At 45.6% G+C, this 20184-nt stretch carries 23 protein-coding genes; 5 read left to right on the forward strand and 18 right to left on the reverse strand.

Going from position 1 to position 20184, the window contains the following annotated elements; genetic code table 11:
- Positions 1-41: 41 nt before the first annotated feature.
- Complete coding sequence (locus tag K7R11_RS11615; protein WP_224490909.1) at positions 42-1196, reverse strand: histidine decarboxylase; 1155 nt, start codon at positions 1194-1196, stop codon at positions 42-44.
- A gap of 169 nt (positions 1197-1365) precedes the next feature.
- Here K7R11_RS11615 and K7R11_RS11620 point away from each other — a divergent pair, with 169 nt between their 5' ends.
- Positions 1366-1818, forward strand: a complete 453-nt coding sequence (locus K7R11_RS11620) for an Lrp/AsnC family transcriptional regulator (RefSeq protein WP_224490910.1) — start codon at positions 1366-1368, stop codon at positions 1816-1818.
- Between the two features lie 112 nt (positions 1819-1930).
- Here the strand turns inward: K7R11_RS11620 and K7R11_RS11625 are convergent, their stop codons facing one another.
- Positions 1931-2770, reverse strand: a complete 840-nt coding sequence (locus K7R11_RS11625; RefSeq protein WP_224490911.1) for a hypothetical protein — start codon at positions 2768-2770, stop codon at positions 1931-1933.
- 141 nt (positions 2771-2911) lie between these two features.
- Between K7R11_RS11625 and K7R11_RS11630 the strand changes: the two genes are divergently transcribed.
- From K7R11_RS11630 to K7R11_RS11640, 3 genes are all read left to right on the forward strand, one after another.
- Positions 2912-4000 carry a sensor histidine kinase gene (locus K7R11_RS11630; protein ID WP_224490912.1) on the forward strand — a complete coding sequence of 363 codons (1089 nt, stop codon included), beginning with the start codon at positions 2912-2914 and terminating at the stop codon, positions 3998-4000.
- Positions 4000-4764 carry a LytR/AlgR family response regulator transcription factor gene (locus K7R11_RS11635; protein ID WP_224490913.1) on the forward strand — a complete coding sequence of 255 codons (765 nt, stop codon included), beginning with the start codon at positions 4000-4002 and terminating at the stop codon, positions 4762-4764. The genes K7R11_RS11630 and K7R11_RS11635 overlap by 1 nt, the downstream gene beginning before the upstream one ends.
- A gap of 69 nt (positions 4765-4833) precedes the next feature.
- Complete coding sequence (locus K7R11_RS11640; RefSeq protein WP_317196480.1) at positions 4834-5079, forward strand: Lrp/AsnC family transcriptional regulator; 246 nt, start codon at positions 4834-4836, stop codon at positions 5077-5079.
- On the opposite strand, the gene K7R11_RS11645 is transcribed toward K7R11_RS11640, so the two are convergent.
- Positions 5011-6918, reverse strand: coding sequence for a sigma-54-dependent Fis family transcriptional regulator (locus K7R11_RS11645; protein ID WP_224490914.1), 1908 nt, complete (start codon positions 6916-6918; stop codon positions 5011-5013). The genes K7R11_RS11640 and K7R11_RS11645 overlap by 69 nt on opposite strands.
- A 178-nt stretch (positions 6919-7096) precedes the next feature.
- Between K7R11_RS11645 and K7R11_RS11650 the strand changes: the two genes are divergently transcribed.
- Positions 7097-7657 (forward strand): OsmC family protein, encoded by a 561-nt coding sequence (locus tag K7R11_RS11650; protein ID WP_224490915.1) that lies wholly within the window; start codon positions 7097-7099, stop codon positions 7655-7657.
- A 57-nt stretch (positions 7658-7714) separates the two neighbouring features.
- On the opposite strand, the gene K7R11_RS11655 is transcribed toward K7R11_RS11650, so the two are convergent.
- The 15 genes from K7R11_RS11655 to K7R11_RS11725 all read right to left on the reverse strand — a co-directional run bounded on the left by K7R11_RS11655 (position 7715) and on the right by K7R11_RS11725 (position 20176).
- On the reverse strand, positions 7715-9118 hold the full coding sequence (locus tag K7R11_RS11655) for a S41 family peptidase (protein ID WP_224490916.1): 1404 nt from the start codon (positions 9116-9118) through the stop codon (positions 7715-7717).
- A 62-nt stretch (positions 9119-9180) separates the two neighbouring features.
- Complete coding sequence (locus K7R11_RS11660; RefSeq protein WP_224490917.1) at positions 9181-10323, reverse strand: helix-turn-helix domain-containing protein; 1143 nt, start codon at positions 10321-10323, stop codon at positions 9181-9183.
- 82 nt (positions 10324-10405) lie between these two features.
- Positions 10406-11107, reverse strand: coding sequence for an aspartate/glutamate racemase family protein (locus tag K7R11_RS11665; RefSeq protein ID WP_224490918.1), 702 nt, complete (start codon positions 11105-11107; stop codon positions 10406-10408).
- A gap of 61 nt (positions 11108-11168) precedes the next feature.
- Positions 11169-12002 carry an endonuclease/exonuclease/phosphatase family protein gene (locus tag K7R11_RS11670; RefSeq protein WP_224490919.1) on the reverse strand — a complete coding sequence of 278 codons (834 nt, stop codon included), beginning with the start codon at positions 12000-12002 and terminating at the stop codon, positions 11169-11171.
- Entirely contained in the window at positions 11999-13768 is a 1770-nt protein-coding gene (locus K7R11_RS11675) for an amidohydrolase (protein ID WP_224490920.1), read from the reverse strand. The genes K7R11_RS11670 and K7R11_RS11675 overlap by 4 nt, the downstream gene beginning before the upstream one ends.
- Before the next feature lie 147 nt (positions 13769-13915).
- Entirely contained in the window at positions 13916-14065 is a 150-nt protein-coding gene (locus tag K7R11_RS11680; protein WP_224490921.1) for a PspC domain-containing protein, read from the reverse strand.
- A 227-nt stretch (positions 14066-14292) separates the two neighbouring features.
- A complete protein-coding gene (locus K7R11_RS11685; RefSeq protein ID WP_224490922.1) occupies positions 14293-14658 on the reverse strand; it encodes a DUF2200 domain-containing protein in 366 nt (121 codons plus the stop codon).
- Between the two features lie 73 nt (positions 14659-14731).
- A complete protein-coding gene (locus tag K7R11_RS11690; protein ID WP_224490923.1) occupies positions 14732-15871 on the reverse strand; it encodes a hypothetical protein in 1140 nt (379 codons plus the stop codon).
- Positions 15872-15929: 58 nt separating this feature from the next.
- On the reverse strand, positions 15930-16451 hold the full coding sequence (locus K7R11_RS11695; RefSeq protein WP_224490924.1) for a lipocalin-like domain-containing protein: 522 nt from the start codon (positions 16449-16451) through the stop codon (positions 15930-15932).
- 29 nt (positions 16452-16480) lie between these two features.
- Positions 16481-17011, reverse strand: coding sequence for a RidA family protein (locus K7R11_RS11700; protein WP_224490925.1), 531 nt, complete (start codon positions 17009-17011; stop codon positions 16481-16483).
- A gap of 84 nt (positions 17012-17095) precedes the next feature.
- Complete coding sequence (locus K7R11_RS11705; protein WP_224490926.1) at positions 17096-17803, reverse strand: DUF6090 family protein; 708 nt, start codon at positions 17801-17803, stop codon at positions 17096-17098.
- Positions 17804-17862: 59 nt separating this feature from the next.
- Positions 17863-18330 (reverse strand): nuclear transport factor 2 family protein, encoded by a 468-nt coding sequence (locus tag K7R11_RS11710; protein WP_224490927.1) that lies wholly within the window; start codon positions 18328-18330, stop codon positions 17863-17865.
- A 164-nt stretch (positions 18331-18494) separates the two neighbouring features.
- Positions 18495-18941: a hypothetical protein gene (locus K7R11_RS11715; RefSeq protein WP_224490928.1), complete on the reverse strand. Its 447-nt coding sequence runs from the start codon at positions 18939-18941 to the stop codon at positions 18495-18497.
- Between the two features lie 76 nt (positions 18942-19017).
- Complete coding sequence (locus K7R11_RS11720) at positions 19018-19188, reverse strand: hypothetical protein (RefSeq protein WP_224490929.1); 171 nt, start codon at positions 19186-19188, stop codon at positions 19018-19020.
- A 4-nt stretch (positions 19189-19192) separates the two neighbouring features.
- Entirely contained in the window at positions 19193-20176 is a 984-nt protein-coding gene (locus tag K7R11_RS11725) for a DUF6206 family protein (RefSeq protein ID WP_224490930.1), read from the reverse strand.
- Between the last annotated feature and the right edge of the window lie 8 nt (positions 20177-20184).

Below are 20184 nucleotides of genomic sequence, written 5' to 3' on the forward strand. Positions count from 1 at the left end.
TATCACATGAAAATTTACTTTTCAGGCAAGGGGTATTATGTCTAATAAAAGGCTTCTTCGAGTTCGGGTTCCGGTTGCTTTTGCAATTCCTCCTTATAGTCTGCAATAAAAGCATCAATATGGGCCTTGGTCACATTTGGCATACAGATAATATGGGTTACGTCCTCCGTAGCCAGCTGATACTTTCTTTTTAAACTTTCAGGAGTTTTCGGAAATACCACGGTGATGGCCCCTTCATTAGACCAGGCCTCCACACCGAGCTTTTGCAGTTCCTGTCTGCAATATGCTGCGGTTTCCAGGCTGTGCAGGTACCGCTTGCGCAGACCTTCCTCGCCCATGGTTTTAATGGCATACCAGAGGAACAGGGCGCTGTGGCCGTTTCGCGATCCTGTAATAGTGGTGTCCAGGGAACCGATATAAGACACGCCTTTGGCAATGCGATCCCTAAGGCTGCGTTTGGTAACCAGGACCCCGCAGGGAATGGGAGAACCGATAAATTTGTGTCCGCTGATGGAAATGCTGTCGGCTCCATCTCGAAAATCAAAAGCAGCACGGGGCTCCATAAAGGCACCATAGGAACCGGACAGGGCTGCATCACAATGAATATAATGATCCTGAATAGCCAGCTGACGCAGAATACCTTTGATCCTGGAAACGTCATCTTTGGCCTCTTTCATGGTCGTTCCGAAGGTGGTCAGGATAATGGCCGGTTTGTGGCGGTTAAACTGCAGGGTTCTTTCCAGGTCTTCATAATCCATCTCTCCATTTTCCTGGGAGCGAATAACGATACCGGGGATATTGAGCAGATGGATGTTCTTCTTTACACTATAATGTGTCGATTCTGAGTAATACACCATAGCCTTGGGATAGAGCTCCCTGGCAATATACAGACCGTAGAGATTACTTTCGGATCCTCCGTTGGTAACATACCCCCAATAGTCTTTTGGATTGGCCCGGAATAACCTGGCAAAAAAGGCTACCACCTCCCGCTCCAGTTCGTGGGTTTGTACCTTATAGGTGCTGTCTTCAAAGGGATCTCCAAGATTATTCACAGGATATTGGAGAAATTCAAACAAAGGGCTGTAATCAAAATCCTTTGATACCGGATATCCCAGGAAAAGGGAACTGGCTTCCCTGATCTTTTCTTTAAGAATTTCAAGTCGTTCCTGTGCTGAGATCTGTGGTTTGAAGTTCATACCTGTACCCTTATTTAAGTTGCCTGGTTTTTCGCAAAACTACGTTTTTGAAGAAATAATTTCTGCATAACATAACATTTCAGGAAATAAATCTTCATACATGATGTTTGAAGTATATTTGTACTGATGTCAGACAGAATGCATATGGACGACAGAAAAAAAATCTCTTATGGACAGTACAGACAGAAAAATTCTGATGGAATTGCAACACTCAAGGCAGAACACCAAGGAGGTTGCCGCAAAGGTAGGACTTAGTGTGACCCCTACCTATGAGCGTATCAAAAAACTGGAACAGCAGGGAATTATCAGGGGGTATGTGGCTTTACTGGATCGGGAAAAGATCGGGAAAAGGGTAGTGGCCTATTGCCAGGTATCCCTGTTAAAGCATCAAAAGGAATTAATAAGCCGGTTTGAACAGGAGATAGGTGCTTTTCCGGAGATCATGGAATGCCATCACGTATCCGGGAATTTTGATTTTTTACTGAAGATCGCTGTGGGAGACATCCCTGAATTTCACCGATTCATCAATGAGAAGCTGTCTGTGGTCGAAGGCATTTCGAATATTCACAGTGCCTTTGTTATGAATTCGGTAAAGGAAAGTTCAGTGTATGAGTTGGGTTAGCTTTTAAGACCGCCACCACAAAAAGTTCATAGATAAGGCACAGCCTTATCTATGAACAAAGGAGGTATTACAGTACGCAAATCACCAATTAAAACGTTACTGCATCATTGCATCACTTTCCCGTACTGCTCCTCTTGTCTTTTGACCGGTCTACGACAGCATTTTCAGGTTTATTCATTCGGGTTTCATCAAAAGTCCCGTTTAATTTATAGTTGTAAATGGCATGATCTCCGTACTGTTGCTTCAGGTCGGTGCTATGGGTAGTCATCAGCATCGGAAACTTCAATCCATCCACATCCCCCGTATAGGTGTTGATTCTTAATACCGGGCCAAAAACGGTGCTGTCTTCGGGGAGTTTAAGAACATCGAGTAAGGGGCCATAGCCAACGGTGTATTCATAGCCGTTAAGCAGGAAGGATTTACTATCGATAAAGAGGGTATAACTGTCATTTTTTGATTTGCCTAAAATGGGAGATTCAGTAAAGGTCATCTTAATGCTGTACACTTCGTTCTCAAAGGCGGGATGTTTGATCTTCGAAACCTCCCCGAGAACGGTATGATCTTCCTGGGTAAGCCATGGCAGATTTACGTAGTAATAATATACCGAATGCTGATGATTGGGAGGATTGGAAATGCGCCAGTTAGTGGCCCATGCTTCTTTTCCATCATAGGTTAGGGTAGAACCGAATAAAGGCCAATCCTGATAGGAACGCCGGGTTTTCATATGAATGGTCTGACTTTTGATCCAGAAGCGCACAAACCCCAGGGAGCTGCTGTGCATGGCAGAGGTAAAACTCTGGGTTTCCAGATTTTTCCAGGCATCATAACCTCCATGGGCATCGATCATCTTGTGAACGATCTCCTCAGCCTCCGGAGAAGCGTATCGGGGTTGGGCAATGCCATTCCCTGCATAGAGAAGAGCAGTAACAAAAAGTAAGATAAATGATCTCATAACGTGTTGGTTTTATTGATTACAGATCAAAATTACGCGGAGGTTACGGGAGGTAAGGCAAATGTGTTGCGATTGGCAATTAAAGATGTAAATGACAAAATGAAGCGCGGAGGAGCGTTAAATTAATTGCTAAATTGCCTTATGACTCTTTTACGAAAATACAGACCGAATATAGACAGGAAATACATTTTTCTGGTAGCCTTTCTCTTCAGTCTTGTCGTGGTCTTGCAGATCAGTAATACCAGTGAAGAAAATTCCCTGAAAATAATGTCAGGGCATTTGGTGTTGTTCGTGGCAAATTACCTGACCTGGGCATTTTTTATCGATTATATCTACGGGGCCCTGAGGAATTTCGAGACTGCGACCCATCACAAGGGAAGGGCCCTGGCAGAAAGTTCAGTATCCCTGTTATTGCTTACTCTTATTCACCTGGTATTTACCAATGTAATCTACTATTCGTATTTATGTTTAACCACCTCTCTAAAGGTGGAAGAAGTGCTCCCGGAATTTGCTCCATATGTGGTGCCTTCATTTTTCAGCAGGGTTATGGATGTGATTATCATCATTTTTATACTCAAGGTTGTGGATACCTACCAGGCTGTTCAAAAACAAAAATTACAATTGATCTCTCTCGAAAATCAATTGCATTTATCCGAATTAAAGGCCCTGAGATCACAACTGGATCCGCATTTTCTGTTCAATACCCTGCACACGCTAAACACCCTGATCGGATATGATGAGCAAAAGGCCAGGTCTATGATTTTGAAGGTAACCGGGTTACTGCGTAAAATGCTGGAACAGCGCGAGAAGCACAGGATAACATTTGAAGAGGAATTAGCCTATTTCAAGGATTATCTCGATATAGAGCAAGAACGCTTTTTTGACCGGCTTGAAGTTCAGTTCGCAGTGGAAGAAGCTACCAAGCCGGTGATGGTGCCCACCTTAATGTTGCAGCCACTTATTGAAAACGCATTTAAACATGGGATATCCTGTTTAGAGGGCGATGGTTTTATCCGGTTCACAGCCGCCCTGGAAGATGACTGGCTGAACATCGAACTTCTGAATTCAGTACCCGGAAAAGAGAGGGCTGGTACAGGCGTCTCTACAAAGGTCGGGTTGAGAAATCTTAAAGAGAGGCTGGATCAGATGTTTGGAGGGGGCTATGAGTTTTCAACTTCAAGAACAGCCGATATCTTTTCGGTGGTATTAAAAATAAAAACCGAGGTATAATGGCGAGATTATCTGTATTAACGGCTGATGATGAGCCTCATGCCCGCCGTTATATCAAGGCGCTGCTTTCGGAAGACAAGGATGTTGAAGTGGTTTATGAATGCAGGAACGGTCAGGAAGTCTTAAATTTTCTAAAGAACAAAGCGCCGGATATTATATTCCTTGATATCAATATGCCTGGGATTTCCGGGGTAGAGGTGGCTGCAAAGCTCAAAGACACAGCTTCTCTGATCATATTTTCAACTGCATACGACGAATACGCCCTGAAAGCCTTCGAGCTCCAGGCTTTCGATTACCTTTTAAAACCCTTTGATAAGATAAGGTTCCAGGAAGTGTTGAACAGGGCAAAAAGTACTGTGGAAAAAAATAAGCAGGCAGCTTTCAGTCAAAAGTTTGCGGCCTTATACGAGGACTACAGCCAATCTATTTCCCCTTACTTAACGCAATTCAGAATCAATGATAAAGGCTTTGAGCGTACCATTCGTATCCAGGAGGTCCTGTATATCGAAGCGAGCTCTGTTTATGCCGTATTGCACCTCGAAAAAGAACGGGTCTTGTACAGGGTTTCCCTCCAGCTTCTGGAGCAACAGTTACCCGATAATTTTTTACGTGTACATCGTTCGTTTATTATTAATACGGATGCCACTGACACGGTAAAATATTTAAATAACAATACCTACATGATCAGGATGAAAAATGAAGAAGTCATTATTTCCAGCAGGAAATACAAATCCTCTGTTATGGACTGGTTGTCAACTTCCTGAATGCTACCCCCCATGGCAAAAGTCGGGTCTGTCTAAGAACATTTTTTACCACAGCAGGAAAAATCTCTTATGGACAGCACAGACAGAAAAATTCTGATGGAATTGCAACACTCAAGGCAGAACACTAAAGAAATTGCTTCAAAGATCGGTCTCAGTGTTACCCCTACTTATGAGCGTATCAAAAAACTGGAGCAGCAGGGAATTATCAGGGGGTATGTGGCTTTACTGGACCGGGAAAGCACAGGATTAAATGGCGACACGCTTTATATTGTATTTTTTGATTTTAGAAGTCAGTGTGGTTCTGGGTATCTGTAATAATTCAGAAGCCCCGCCAGGACCTGAGATCTTCCATTGCGTTTGGTTCAGCGCCTTAATGATATTTTCTTTTTCCAGATCAGCAATCTCTACCGAGGTAAGAATGGCCCCGGGATCATAACGCTCGCCTTTTTGCCGTTCCTTCCCGGAAAGGGGAGGTAAATCCAGGTTGGGTTTTCCATCTTTACTGGTGATGATGCTCCTTTCTACAACGTTCTGTAATTCCCTAACATTACCCGGCCAATCGTACATTTCCAGCTGAAGCAGGTCGGAGGCAGCAAGTGGTTCCATATGAAGGGCATGATTCTTCGAAAGTTTTTCAAAGAAGGCTTTTGCTAACAGGGGAATATCTTCTGCACGTTCCCTAAGTGGAGGTATTTGTATTGGGAAAACATTGAGACGGTAAAACAGATCTTCTCTAAAGGCCCCTTTTTTAGTGAGCTGTTTCAGGTTTCTATGGGTGGCAGCAATGATCCGAACATCCACCTGTTGTGTCCTGGAACTGCCCAGGGGTTCAAAAGTACCTTCTTGTATTACCCGGAGCAGTTTGGCCTGGAGTCCGAGAGGAAGTTCAGCAATTTCATCTAAAAACAGGGTACTGTGGTTTGCCATGGAAAATCGACCTTCCCGGTTGGTCAAGGCCCCGGTAAAGGCTCCTTTTACGTGACCGAAGAGTTCGCTTTCGATTAACTCTGAGGGCAGGGCAGCACAATTCAGGGTAATCATGGTACGATCGTGACGGTGGCTGACCTGGTGTACGGCCTTAGCGAATAATTCCTTTCCCGTACCCGTCTCCCCCAGGATCAGTACATTGGCATCTGTGGGAGCCACCTGGGATACCTGTTCCAGGCATCGGCTGATCGACTCGCTCTTCCCTATAATAAAATTGAATTGGTGGGAGTCAACCTTTTCCTTTAGCAGAGTGGCTTCCATACTCAGGGTTTTAATCCTGTTTTTATCTGATACCTGGTCAAGGATATTTTTGATGTAGAGCAAATAGTATTGTACACCTTCGTACCTATAGGTGGATAATGTTGCCGAAGCCGGGAACGTTTCGTTCTGAAGGGTGGTACAGGTAAACGAATCCCCTAAGGGTACAGCGCCATGCTGATTGCTCAGGGTAGCATGTTTGGGGACTATTGACATGATCTTGTTCATGGAGGGGGTGCTAAAGAGCCCGGATAATCGCAGCGGATGGAATTCTCCCGGTGGTAAATGAAACATTTGAGCTGCCGCTGCATTCACCTGGGTAATGATATAGTCGGTATTGAATTCAATAATGGCATCCGGAGTACCATTTACAAGTCTTTCCAATTTTGATTCCCGGTCTTTGATCTTGCCCTGATCAATCTCCCGACGAAGTTCGGCTGCTGCCCTGGAAGCGAAAATTTTGAAAATAGTAAAGACCTCCGGTATTTGTGGCATGGGTTTATTGTCAAGCAGTGCGAGGTGGCCAATTACCTTATTCTCTGCATCGCGAAGAGAGATCCCCATATAGCTTACTGCACCAAGAGGCTTCAGGTCAGGGTCGTCAGGATACAAGTCAACCACATTTTTAGGAATATGGCATATGTCGTGTGCCTCTAAGACAGGTTCACATGGGGTATTGGCTACCGTGTAAGTGTATTTGTCCACGTATTTCCCATCCAGATAGAAAGCCAGGGCATTCAGGGTGTTGGTCTCCGACCGGAATTCGGTGATCCAAACCCCATGTACCTCCAGGATCTCTGCCAGATGTTTTACCAGTGCCTTAAAAAATTCCTTGCCGGTAAAGGAGGAGGTCGCTTCTATAATTTGCTTTAAGGCAATAAGTTTTGGGATCTTTCTTTTTTCGTTCATAACTCCTGATAATCAATAGGATGATGATATTAAGGTACCCAAAAATTCAATAATGTCGAAATATCGTCATTATTAAATTAATAAATCCTCCGGGAAAGCCCGTAAATGCTGAATTTCAGGAAATTGGCATATGCATTGCCATATATAAAGCATGTGTAACCAATAATATTTAGAAATCATGGAATTAGTAGTAAAAACAGTAAACGGGTTCAAGTCTCAGGACATTATGGATACCATTCATGCCATCCAATCAAATCCGAAGATCGCGGAATTCAGGTTTCGCGTAAAAAATCGATGGATCACCGGGGGACATAACCGAAGTACGATCCAGGGCTTTTACGGGGGATGTGCGGAAGATCAGTCACGGGCAGAAGCCTTTGTTTACGATAATGGGGAACCGCCAATATTACTGGGCAACAATGAAGGTGCCAATCCCGTTGAATACATCCTTCATGGCCTGGCCGGGTGTATGACCACCACCATGGTGCTCCACGCTGCTGCAAACGGCATCGCAGTGGACCGCATTGAATCCCGCCTGGAAGGAGATATTGACGTACAAGGGTTCCTCGGTCTGGATGAGACCGTAAGAAATGGATACCAGAATATCAGGGTAAAGTTCAAAATTGAGGGCGACCTTACCGCGGAAGAGAAGGAAAAGTTGCTCTCCTTTGCTTACAGTTCTCCGGTATTTGATATTGTAACCAATAAAGTTCCCGTGGCCCTGAGTCTTTCAGAATAAGGAAGCCCTGAATGGAAGGTGCCGGTTGAAGTCCAAGACTCCGGCCGGTACCTTTAACTATCGGATCTCTTGTAACAGGTGCATCAGGATTTCATCCTCCTCATCCAGCAGATGGTCTCTGACAGGGATATCCGGCACCACACCTTCTTCTTTAGTACTTCCGTTAACACGTATGATACGGCCTTTTGAAACGTTCACGGGAATGCCGGTATTAGGAAGGGTATAGGAATAGATAGAGGCATAAAGACTTGGATAGTCGCCGGTTTCCTCCCCTGCAAGGGTAGCGAAGCCGTAGTCCTGTATCTGGGCTGCTGCTACGGCCGACTGGGAATGGGTTTGCCGGTTAATAAGGACATAGACCTTCCCCTCAAATCGCTTTTCCCGGGGCTGTGGCATGTGCGCTTCAAAATCGTAATCATAGATTTCCCCGTTCTCATGTTTCAGGGCCGACCTCCAGAAGGCATTGGTGGTGTCTCTTTCCTTGCGTACGTGTTCCTTAAGAAATTTGCTGGTCTTAAGGGAAAAGTCACCGTACCATTTAAAAGGTTTATCGGCAATATAGGAAACCAGGTAATCGCTGAAGGAATCATCGCCCCCGGCGTTGTTTCTGAAATCAAGGACCAGGTTCCTGCTTTTTTTCTCTTTAACAGCTACAAAGGAAGAGTCTATGAATTTGCGGTATGCGGCCTCATCCCCGGAAAAATTTCCCGGTTTGAGATAGGCGGTCTCCCCGAAATAATTCAGCTCTCGCGAGCCGGTGATAATATCAACGCGCTTCATTTCATAATCATCCAGGGCTTTTATCGCTTTCAGGTTATATATTTTTTCGGAACCATTCGCACGTATCTCCACCGCGAACTCCGCCTGTTCGCCAAATACCTGCCAGTAATACCTGGGGAAGGTGAGGAGCTCTAATTTTGCTTTTTTGAAATAAGGCCGCTCTGCCGAGATGTGGGGATAAATTTTAGAAAGGAGGGTATCTACGGGTACGCCATTGATGCTTATTAATTCGGAATCTGTTGTTATGGATTCATTACCGGACCAGTTCTTTCGCACCAGCGCCCTGCCGTTTTCAAAGGCGAGTTCCAGGGGGAATACCTTACCGCCGGCATAGGCGTATTTAACATATAAAGGGATAGGGAATTCGATGGCGGTATGCCCGTTGTTGATGGCCGAGGTGAGGGGCTGAAAGGCATTGGTGATCTCCAGCAGGTTCATGGAGTCCTTTTGAATCGTATTTTTAATGGAGGTATATACCGAATCGAATTCGGCCTTTGGGGTATAGGCAAAAGCATTGTAATGTGCTGCCTGTAAGGATTCATAGAGGTAGTCAAGGTCTTCCAGGACCTCCTTTCTGGAAAATAATTCCTGGGCCTGTAAAGGCAAAGTTAAGATCATAGTGATAACCAACACCAGGATCCTGTTTTGTGAAAGGCAGGGCAACGGTAAGAATTTCATCATTCTGTTTTTTGAATTCGGGTGCAAATGTAGGATCTGTAGCGGGTCCAAACGACCGAATGCTTCTATTCGGACTTCTTTTTTTGTTGCCTGGTGTATTCACTGGGGGTTTTTCCTGTCATTTTTTTAAAAACGTGATTAAAGGTCGACTTCGACTTAAACCCGCACTCATAGGCATGCCCGAGCAAGGTAAGACTTTCCCATCCGGGCTCCCGCATTCTTTTTTTAAAGGCTTCCACCCGGTACCCGTTTACAAATTCATAGAAGTTCTTTTCAAAACTTTGGTTGATGGCATTGGATACCTGCTTCTGGGTGGCGTTTACTTTCTGTGAAAGGGTTGGAAGATCGAGTTCGGGATCGAGGTAGGATTTTTCATTTTCCATGAGTTCATGAAGTTGCCGGGCCAGAACGGGGTCTTTAGGTTTTTCTTCCTTACGGGAGCTGTCTTCTGAGCGGTTTACCTGGGGGGAAATGGGCGTTACCTGAGCCATGGACATCAGGTATCCTTTAAATCCTAACCAGCAGGTTACTATGGCCAGCCCGGTAAAGGCCGGCAGAAAGTAACTCTCTTTCAGGGTACGGTCAAACATGAACCGGTCTACTTCGGTAAGCAGGGTCCAGCCGATCCAGAATCCTGCATAAATGATGACCGGGACCTTTAGCCAGTTCAGGGATCGTTCGTCCAAATTGGAATAGTGTTCCCTAAGCCTGACCTGGTAGCTGAAGAGGAGGCGTAATGCCAGGATGGTGTATACCGAGATGGAAAGAATACCCAGCCATTGTTCCGCGAGGTAAACGGGGGTGTACGGATGAGGTGGGTCCTGGTACATACCCGAGGCCCCCAACCGGTAAAATGCCGTACGGTAGAAAATAAATTCCACTACGACCGGAATAAAATGAAGGAGGTCTTTTCTGGTAAAGACGAATCCCGGGTTGGTAATACTCTTTGTATAGAAATAAAGGGCAGGCCCGATCCCGAACAAAAGTTCGAGCTGCACGTACCTGAATACATGCATCAGGTCGTACGCGGCCAAGACGTTTACCAGGGCTATGTTGAGGGCCATCAGGGCAAAGAAAAGGATCAGTAAGGCCAAAAAGATCCTCGGTTGGGTTCTTGGCCGTTTTACCAGTAACAGGGTGCTGAAAAGAACGGCCTGAAGACCGAAGACAAAAATGATGGTGGTTAAAATGGGATTCGGCTCTGACATGGATTAAGGCGTCTTATCGTTGAAATGCGCTGCCGGGGAGCTCAACCAGGCCTCCTGCGGCAGGATATTACCGGCGACTAATCTATGCATTATTTTCCAAAGCGAGGGCAACGGCAGCTTCGGCGTGTATGCGGGTGGTGTCGTATACGGGAAGGGTTACATCGTCCTGCCGAATGAGCAGTGGAATTTCTGTACACCCTAAAATGACTCCAGCTGCACCACTTTCCATTCCCCGGTTAATGATCTCAATGTATATTTTTCTGGAGGACCCTGTGATGATGCCGTGAACGAGCTCCTCGTAAATGATTTGGTGAACCGTAGCCCGATCCTGCTCTAAGGGAATGATGGTTTCAATCCCGAACTCCTCGGCTAACCTGCTTTTATAGAGGTCGCTCTCCATGGTGAATTTAGTACCCAGCAGGAGTACCTTATCCACCTTATCGGTCTTTATTTTCTCTCCGGTAGCCCGGGCGATATGCAGGAAGGGAATATTGATATGGCTGGTAATAGTATCACTGCATAAATGCATGGTATTGGTGCAGAGCACCACCACATCGGCTCCGGCCTTTTCCAGGTTCATGGCCGCCTGTGCCATTAGGGTATTCAGGGCTTCCCAGTTGTTGCGGTGCTGCAGGTGTTCGATCTCCGCAAAATCAACAGACTCCATGAGCGAACGGCAGGAATGAAATCCACCTAATTGCCTGCGAACCTCTTCGTTAATGATACGGTAATACATCAGGGACGACTCCCAGCTCATGCCTCCAATAAGGCCGATTTTTTTCATAAGAATGGAACTTAAACTGGAAGATATTACTTTTTTCAAGAGCGTAAAACACCGGATGCCATCAGAAGCTAATGATAATGGGAAAATGGTCTGAAGGATATAAACCGTTCTTCCTTTTGCTATCGATGCATTGATACGTCTTAACGCTAAGGTTCTTCACAAAAATGTAGTCGATCCTCTTGTCAGGATCCTTATCCGTATCAAAGCCGTTAAAGGTCGCTTCCGGACCGGATGCCGGTTGCTGAACCACCTCCCTGGCATCAAAAAGGAGTTTTTTAAGCGTTCCTAACGAGGACGCTTCGGGGATGGCGTTAAAATCTCCCATAAGGACGATCTGCTGGCCTTCCAATTCCTTTTTTCGTATAAAATCGAGAAGGAGTTCGGCCGATCTTCGACGGGCAGTTTCCCCACGATGATCCAAATGGGTATTGAGAATATGGAGTAAGACTCCCGTTTCCATGTTCCTGAATTTCCCGTAGAGGGCAATACGGTTCAAAGCGGCGTCCCAACCTTTTGAAATTTCTTCGGGGGTTTCTGAGAGCCAGAAGAGCTTTTGATCCAAAAGTTCAAATTTATGGTTGTTGTAGAAGATCGGGGTGGCTTCGCTGTTGGTGTTGACCCCATCTCTGCCGTGCCCTATAAAGCTGTACCCGTCGAGGTGTTCATGGATATAGCTTACTTGGTTGGGCAAGGCCTCCTGTAGTCCGATAATGTCAGGAGCATGGGTTGCTATTAATTTGACCACTTCCGTTTTGCGGTTGCTCCAGGCATTTTTACCGTCATCCGGGTTGTCATAGCGGATGTTGAAGGTCATGGTTGTGGTTTGCCCAATGGCCGGGACGATCGCAAAACAAACAAGGAAAAGGGAGGTCAGAAACCGTATGAGACTCATCATTTTTTCGATAATTGTTGTATTTGGTTGCCATTCACATAGGTTGCCAGGCATTTAATATGTTCCAGGTCTTTGCTTGGGATCTTTCGCGGGTCGTTGTCCAGAATAATGAAATCGGCATATTTCCCCGTTTCCAGAGATCCTATTTTATTTTCCATACCGAGTTGCCAGGCGGCATCGATAGTGAGCATTCGAATGGCTTCCATAATTCCGACCTTTTGATCTTCCCCGAGTACCCTTCCCTTTTTGGTTTGCCTTTCTACCGCTGTTTGGATAAGCCTGAACGGCTTGCTTTCGAACATGGGTTGGTCGGCATGCAGACTCACCTTCAGGCCTTTCTCAACCGCCGAACGCAGCGGGAGGATCTTTTCGGTACGTTGCGGTCCTAAAATTTCACTATTCAGGGCATCTCCATAATAATAAAGATGATTGATATGAAAACTAGGGCTCAGGTGAAGTTCGGTTAGTCTTTCAAGGTCTTCTCCGGGTATTAGGAGACAATGCTCCAGCCGGTGTCTTGAGGTACTAAGATCCAGCTCCCTGTCCAGGTCGCTAAATACATCGGTTACTTCTTTTATGGCGGCATCTCCCTGGGTGTGAATGGCAATTTGCCATCCTGCCGAATGAAATTTTTTAATAAACGCCCTCAAGTTTTCCTGGCCTGCCAAAGCTTCTCCTTTAGAATCTTTAGGGATCCCGAGTTTATCGGTGGTCAGTACCGTTTCCAAATAGGGTTCTTCGAGATACATAGACCCTATATAAGGGGAGCCGTCATACCAGTGTTTTACCCCGATGACCCCGTAAAAGTCATTGGCTTCCGGGGTTTTTGGTAACAGGTGGGCCCTGTCATGACGCATGTATATAAAGTGCCGGGGAAAGGGCTGCCTTGCAGGCAGTTGACCGATCTTACCGAGAAAGCCGCCCAGAAGGGAAGGAGTGTTATCCGAGAGGTGTTGCATTAAAATAAGGGGTTTACCATCGCTAATGGTCAAACCGGTGGAGGCAATGGTGGTATTGCCGTTCTGTGCATATTGTCGCATGACCCTTTCTGAAGCCTTGCTCAGTAACCCGGGAGTGACCACCTCTTCCTGGAGGAGCTTCATAAAGGGTTTAAAGGCTTCCTGCTCCACGATGGACCCTGTTAATTTTCCGGAGGAGTCTTTTTGGTAATAGCTGTGCTCTGAAGGATCCGGAGTACTGGCTGAAATTCCTGCACGTTCAAAGGCTTGGGAATTGGCGTAGTAATTATGCAGGTTTTGGGTGATAATGATAACGGGATTATTCGGAGCTATGCGATCCAGGTAGCCCATGGTTGGCATTTCCAGGTCCATGATCAAAACCGGATCAAGTCCCTTAAAGACCAGCCATTCATTTTCAGAAGCGCTTTTGACCACCGCCTCGAAATGTTCCCAAACTTCACGGTTATTGGCATGTGTAAATCCTGAAAGGTCGTGTAAAGTCGACAAAAACATGGACAGGGCAAAATGGGTATGCGGATCGATGAATCCCGGCATTACCGTACGACCTTTAAGATCCACTTTTTTAAGACCGGAAATATCATTGGACTCAATAGCAGAGAGATCTCCTATTGCTTTTATCTTTCCATCTATAACCAGCATGGCATTGGCCTCAGGTTGTTGTTCATTTACCGTGATCAGATTTCCGTTAAAATAGAGGGTAGGAGACGCTTTTTTATAATCACTTTTTGAATACAAAATAACACCTGTAATCAGGAGTATCAGTATCGCGGGAATCAATTTTCTTTTCATGATTTGCGAATTACAGGGCTTAGTCGGCCCCTCAGCAACGATTGGGAGATTTTGTGAAATGGGATATAACCAGACATGTAAAGGTTAGGCAATTACTCTGGTCATCCGGAGGTGTTATTCAGTTATTGAACAGGATGGTAGGCGGTCTTATTTGGAGAACATCTTTACGATCCAAAGGATCAGGTAGAGGCCGAGGCCGGTACCGAAGAACAAAAACGAAATCACAAACGCGACCCGGATATATTTTACATTCCATCCCAGTTTTTCACTGAGCCATTCAGAAACTCCTAATATCATAAGTTGGTGTTTTTTTTAAGTTCCGTTCGAAGATAGGTATATTTTCTATTTTTTATGGGAATCACTCTGGTTGTTCATTATTTTTCATAATATCAACTCCTTCCGTCTTCAGCAGCGCTGAAGACACCTTCCCCTGTCCAAGGGAAGGAGCCTGTTCTTGTTGAATTATCAAATCCCGGATTCGTGTAAATAGTGTCGGGTAACCTACTGTATAATTTAAGAAAATGCTAGGATTGTCTCAGGATCTTCTCCATCTTTTTTCCTTTGGCCAGTTCATCCACCAGCTTATCCAGGTAGCGTACCTGTTGGGTCAGCGGATTGGTAATTTCCTCCACCCGGTAGCCGCAGATCACTCCCTTGATGAGCCCGGTATTGGGGTTCAGGTTGGCATCTGAAAAGAAAGTTTCAAAAGTTGACTTGTTGTCAATATGCTCCTGCAGTCGGGTCTCATCATACCCGGTGAGCCATTCGATGACCTCCAGCAATTCTTCTTTGGTACGCCCTTTCTTTTCAACTTTGTTTATATAGTGGGGATATACCGATGCAAAGGTCATTTTAGCGATGCGCTCGTCGTGATGGCTGGTGTCTTTCATTTTTGATGCGAATTAATTCTGATAGGGTTCATGAAGATACTAAAATACCGGAAATTCAGAGTAGGCCAAACTGTTATTGGCTACCTGCCTGAGTCGCAGAGTCCAGGTAGGTTTTGAGGTACTGGTGTAGCGGAACCTCAGGATGGTGTAGCAGATTTTGCCTGTAATCGATGTTTAACGCGTCCAATACCCGCATCAGATTAAATCCTATGGCATAGTGATACGTATAGGGATCTGCATAGGTAAGGTAGCTGAATTCCTCACGGGTAAGATCTACTTCCCTGAATTCTTCAAAACCTCTGAAAAGGGTGTCGTTTTCAAGGATGGGTTCCGGTTGGTTCCGGTACATATCCTCCATGGCTTTCATGGCCTGGTATTCTAAGTAGCGCGCTCCGCCTTCCTGGATCACATAATAATTTTCCACCTGTTCCAGGAATTCCCTGTCTTTTCCATATTTGGAAATTCGCTTTTCCCGATTGGAGAGGTATTCCCTGAGGAGTGCGATTTTCTGATCATCATTATTTTCTGCAAGGGCCCCCAGAAGCAGATCATTTTCCTTCCGGATCATCTCCAGAAAAGTGGTATCCGTCTGGCATAATTCGATCAGGTTTCTAATGTCAATGGGTAAGTTACCGATGACAGATCTGGCATACGCTCCAAAAGCAGGGGTATTGTATTGATAGTGATGAAACATTTCATGGATTACCATGGTGGTCCACCATTCGGTACTGGTCACGGAAGGGATGAATTGCCGGGTTTCTTCCACACTTAGGAATTGCTGAACAGGATGCTCGTAATAGTATTTTGCAGAATCGGCCGGGTCAAAGCTTATCATCAATTCAAAATGGTATGGAATCGTATCTGTTCTGGGGCTTAAGACATAATCTTCACTGTATTTTTTAAAAGTATCCAGTTTTGCCAGGGTCAGGGAATCCGGAAAGAAGATCTCTGAATGTGTTCCGTTAAAATAATTAAAGGTGCCCTCCACCCGTTTTTTATTAAAACCTTCCCATGCGTTCGCTCCAAGGGTATCTCTTAGCGCCAGGACCAGGGTGAGTCTTCTGGCTGAAAGGCTGTCGGGAAGGTTAAAGGTGTTTTTCATTTCCTGCCCGGAATCCTCCTTTTTGGTTGTACGGGTCTCGCAGGAGATCAGGAATATACAAAGTGTGCTTACGAAGTATATAAAAGAAGTCTTAAGGCTGTGATGAGGCATGGTACTGAAGATTTTCTGAGATTAATTTAAAAGGATCTTGTTTATATGATAAGGCCGGTCAGGGCATATCCTCTAAGCGCACCCAATGAAGTCGCATTTTGGGGTAGCGGTCGGTAATGGGACTTAGGGTAAGGGTATCTCCATGAAACGAATAGGCTCTCCCGGCAATGGTACCCCACATGTAAGGCAGGCTGGAAGATTCTATGTAGTGTTCAATTCTTTGGAGGGAATCATTTACCCGGTATTTTCCAAAATAAACAAAGTTTCCCGCCAGATGCCTGAGGTCTTTTGTTGTGAGACTATCCAGGCCTCCCTTGCCTTCCAGGGTATAGCTTTCATAGGCTTCCGGTACATGATGTACCCCCATGCCTCCCTTACCATCGTAAAGGATATATCCCTGCCGGTTTTTATAGGAACCCTCTGCGGGTTGCCAGGGAGAGAGAGAGTCGGACTTTCGTTCTACCAAATGCAGGGCCCATCGGCCGGTAAACTTATCAAAATCCTTTGCTTTTTCATCCGGGCTGCAGGCTATTAAGAAGATACCTGCAACGCCAAGTAGGATAAGGTTCAGGTTTTTCATGGGATATTTTTCAAATTAATCCTAGATAATTATTGTTCCGCTTTGTGCACTTCCATTTCAATTTCGATCATAAACTCCGGAAGGGCCAGTTCTTTGACGCCCAGCCATGAGCCTGTGGGAAAGTGTTTGGTGTAGATGGTGTTGCGGTAGCCCGATACTTCCAGCATGAGTGGCATATTGGTAGTGAATATATTTTCCACCACCACATCGTCGAAGGTACAGCCAAAGTGGGTGAGTATCTTTTCCAGGTCGGCATAACAATTCTTCATCTGCTGTTCCAGATCGCCAGCTGCGGTTGGGTTGCCCTCCTCGTCCATACTTACGGCCCCGGAGATCTTTATGTCATTTCCTATTTTTACCGCATGGGTATAGCCGTATGCCTTTTCAACTTCAGGTCGCAACTGGAAATATTCGGGAGTTTCAATTTTTACAACAGGTTCCTGGTCGGAGGAATCTGCCGGATCCTGTTTGATCTGTAAACACCCCTGTAGCAGCAGTACTGTAAAGAAGGTGAGGGCGAGTAAAAGACGGTTTTTGGTGAAAGTAATTCTTGTTTTCATAAAACTAGGTTTTTGTTGCCCGAATTATCCGGTTCGGGTCGTTCCGTTCTGCATTTTGCAATTTGTTTTCCCCGACGTTCAGGGCTAGGTCTTAAGTCTGTTTTCGATACGGTTCATTACCTTGCGTATTTCCTGCCGGGTCCTGGTGGCCAGTTTTACATAGGTGGTATTGTCGTATATCAAAATAGTAATCAGGTTAAGGAATTCGCTGTCATCGATGACCTCCGGACCTGTTAATTTCAGGTTGATCTTATCAAAGAATTTCCCCCGTTGAAAGGCCACCTGATCATTTCGCTTGTCATAAACCTCCCCGTTATAGTTGAGCCGGTAATAATAACGTTGGTAGAGGTTGGTGATGGTTATTTTGAGGGAGTCGGGTTGCAGGTTGGCAAGGGTGCCTGAGGATATGGCCGTGGTATAGGTACCGGTATTTGCGAAAAAGGTATCGTTGGAGGAGGTCTGGTTTTTGATAAAACCCTGCTCAATAACTTCAAAATCCTTGTTGGTCTGCAATTCGGTCTGCAACGCCTCCAGATTCCTCAGTTTCTCAGATTGGTAGGTAATGATGCTATCCAGTTGTCCAAGGTCGTTTTTGAGATCGCTAAAGAGGTTATTAAGAAATACGATCTGTTCCCTTTCGTTCTTCCTGTGCTCATTCCAATTATTTACCTGTAGGGCGATAAGAATACCGATAACGACCAGCGCGATCTCTCCCAGGGCATAGAGCACGTATTTACTGAATCGTTGTTTGTCCAGTAACTTTCGGCGAATACTTCTTAGAAATGTGATCATTGGTCCGCAGGAAGGGTTCCCGGTGGTTTCATCAATGGGTTATACGCAGAAGTCATACGTTAATTGTATGTTTCGTTCTTTACCCGCGTAGAATGCATCATATCCAGTTTCCATCCCTCTTCGGTACGGATGGCAGTGGCACTTTCCAGCCAATAGGCTTTTCTTACTACCTTACCCTCTGCACTAATTGTTGCCCGGTTATGGTAGGCTACCCAGGCGTGGTCTCCGAAAACCTTCACTTCGATGATCTTGATGTTGTTTACCCTTTCCGGAAGGGGGGATCGTTTTGAAGCCCTGTCCATATACCGTGCAATAGTGTCATTATTCCAGACCTCCCCGTGTTCCAGTAACAGAAAGTCGTCGGTCTGGTATTTTTGGATGTTTTCCGGGTTCAGGTCAGACCAGATCCCGTTAAAAACATCATTGATGAGCTGTTCAATTTTCTCTTCTTCCTGGAGGCTTGTGTTTTGCCCCAGGGCAGGAAGGGAGCACAGACATATACAAAGTAAGGTGTAAAAGATTCTCATTTTTTATAGTTTTACCCTACTAATCTATGAAAATTGCCTCAATAATTGGTTGTTAAAGCCTTGTATATGAGTAAGTATGTGTTTTCAGGCAGAAAAACTGCCAGCCCCAATCAGTTTTGCCAGGTAAACGATTACCACAGCGAGTGCTGATCGGTCCTGACCGGTTACTTTCTCCTGCTGATTTGTTCTTCCAAATGGCGCATCCTGACCAGGGTATGCATTTCGTTGTCAATACACTCCTGGTAAGCTTTGAGAAGTTCCCTGGCCTTTTCTTCAGACCCGGCAAGTTGTATCACCCCGTTCCACCATCTGGTTTCAATTTCCGCATTTTCATTTTCCAATTGGTCAGGGCCGTCCTGAAGGTGTAAATAGGCAATATGGTCCCATGGTCCCGAATCTGATTCGAAGGTAAGTACCAGCCTGCCTGAGATCTCATTGGCTTTATACAGGAAATCATGAAGTAATGCCCTGGCTTCGTTGACCTTTCCGGGTTTGAATTTTACGTATTTGGCCTGAAACCAGTCGTAATTGTCTAAGCCTTCCCCGGTCTGGGAAAAACCCTGAAAAATAAACAGAAGGAGCGCAGATAATGTAAAAATGAGTTTTCTCATCATCGGGTGGGTTAAGGATGGATTCTTTGGGATATCAATGTAAGAAAATATTGTCGTGTAGTTCCTTAGGGTAAATTTAATTTAATGGTGGCCAGGAATGCCGGCTGTATTTTACCAACTTCTCCATTTGCCGTTCCTCCGCTTTTTCCATCCCATTCGATAGCGCATAGATCCGGGCAAGAACGTACCTTCGTACCCCCGTACCCCAGACACCTACCTCGCAAAGGCAACTAACCTCTCCCCACATACCATTAACGCTTTATTTTCCCCGGAAGGGTAAACTCGTAGCGCTTTCCTAACCACCGGGTATTCATGTACCGGTCGGTGCGGCGCAGGGCCAGAAATAATTTCCATATGAATTTATCTTCCCGGTAATACTTTTCAATTTCCTTTTCGGTTATCGGTTGATGTTCCAGGAACTCTGCCCCGGTTTTGTTAACGAGATCGGTAAGGCCAGGGATGAGGTCATGGCGTTGTTCTTTATACAGGTTGGCCAGCAGGTCGGTACACACCAGGCGAAAGTTGTAGTATCGGTTCATGATATCGTCAAGGAAAAACCTGCTGAGGATCCATCGCATGGGTTTTGGAGCACTTTGTAAAAAGAGGTGAGCATTCATTTGCTCCACTCCGTTTTCGCGAATAAGCGGGGTACTGGTATCGATAAAATAAAGCCGGCTTTCTTCCGAAATGGGAGCCGCGGCATCAAAATCCCTGATAGCCCAGTTGGAGATCTGGGCATCAAGTCCCAGGAGTAGTTCCGGGTTCTGTGTGTTGAGTTTCCAGAGGTGAGCCAGCTTCCTGACCACCAACCGGAAGAGAATTTCGATTTCGGCATCGGTACGGGTGTGCAGGAGTTTATTTGCAATGGATTGGCCTTCCAGGCGTTCCTGGCTCAGGTAGGCAACATAAATACCGTTATGCCCCTTTACGCAAAAGGCATCCCCGGGGGGAGTTTCAATACCCGCGCTAATCAGTTTTTTGTTGTATTCCAGGTAGAGCCTGCAATAGTTTTCGGCTTCCTTTTCGGAAGTGAACAAAGGCAGTCTTTTAAAGGCGCGATCCCTGTATCCGGGTACATTAAAAGCGATCACCGTACTGATTTCTCCATAGCCCAACAGGGTAACGGGTACCTTGGATGTAGCTACTCGAACCGGGTCAAAACCGTTTTCGAACTCCTGCAGAAATTGCCGGGTGGTTTCAGACGTATGCTTAGGGCGGGTGGTGGGTTGTGTCATAGTACCTG

Source organism: Robertkochia flava (assembly GCF_020166515.1).
GTDB classification, from domain to species: domain Bacteria; phylum Bacteroidota; class Bacteroidia; order Flavobacteriales; family Flavobacteriaceae; genus Robertkochia; species Robertkochia flava.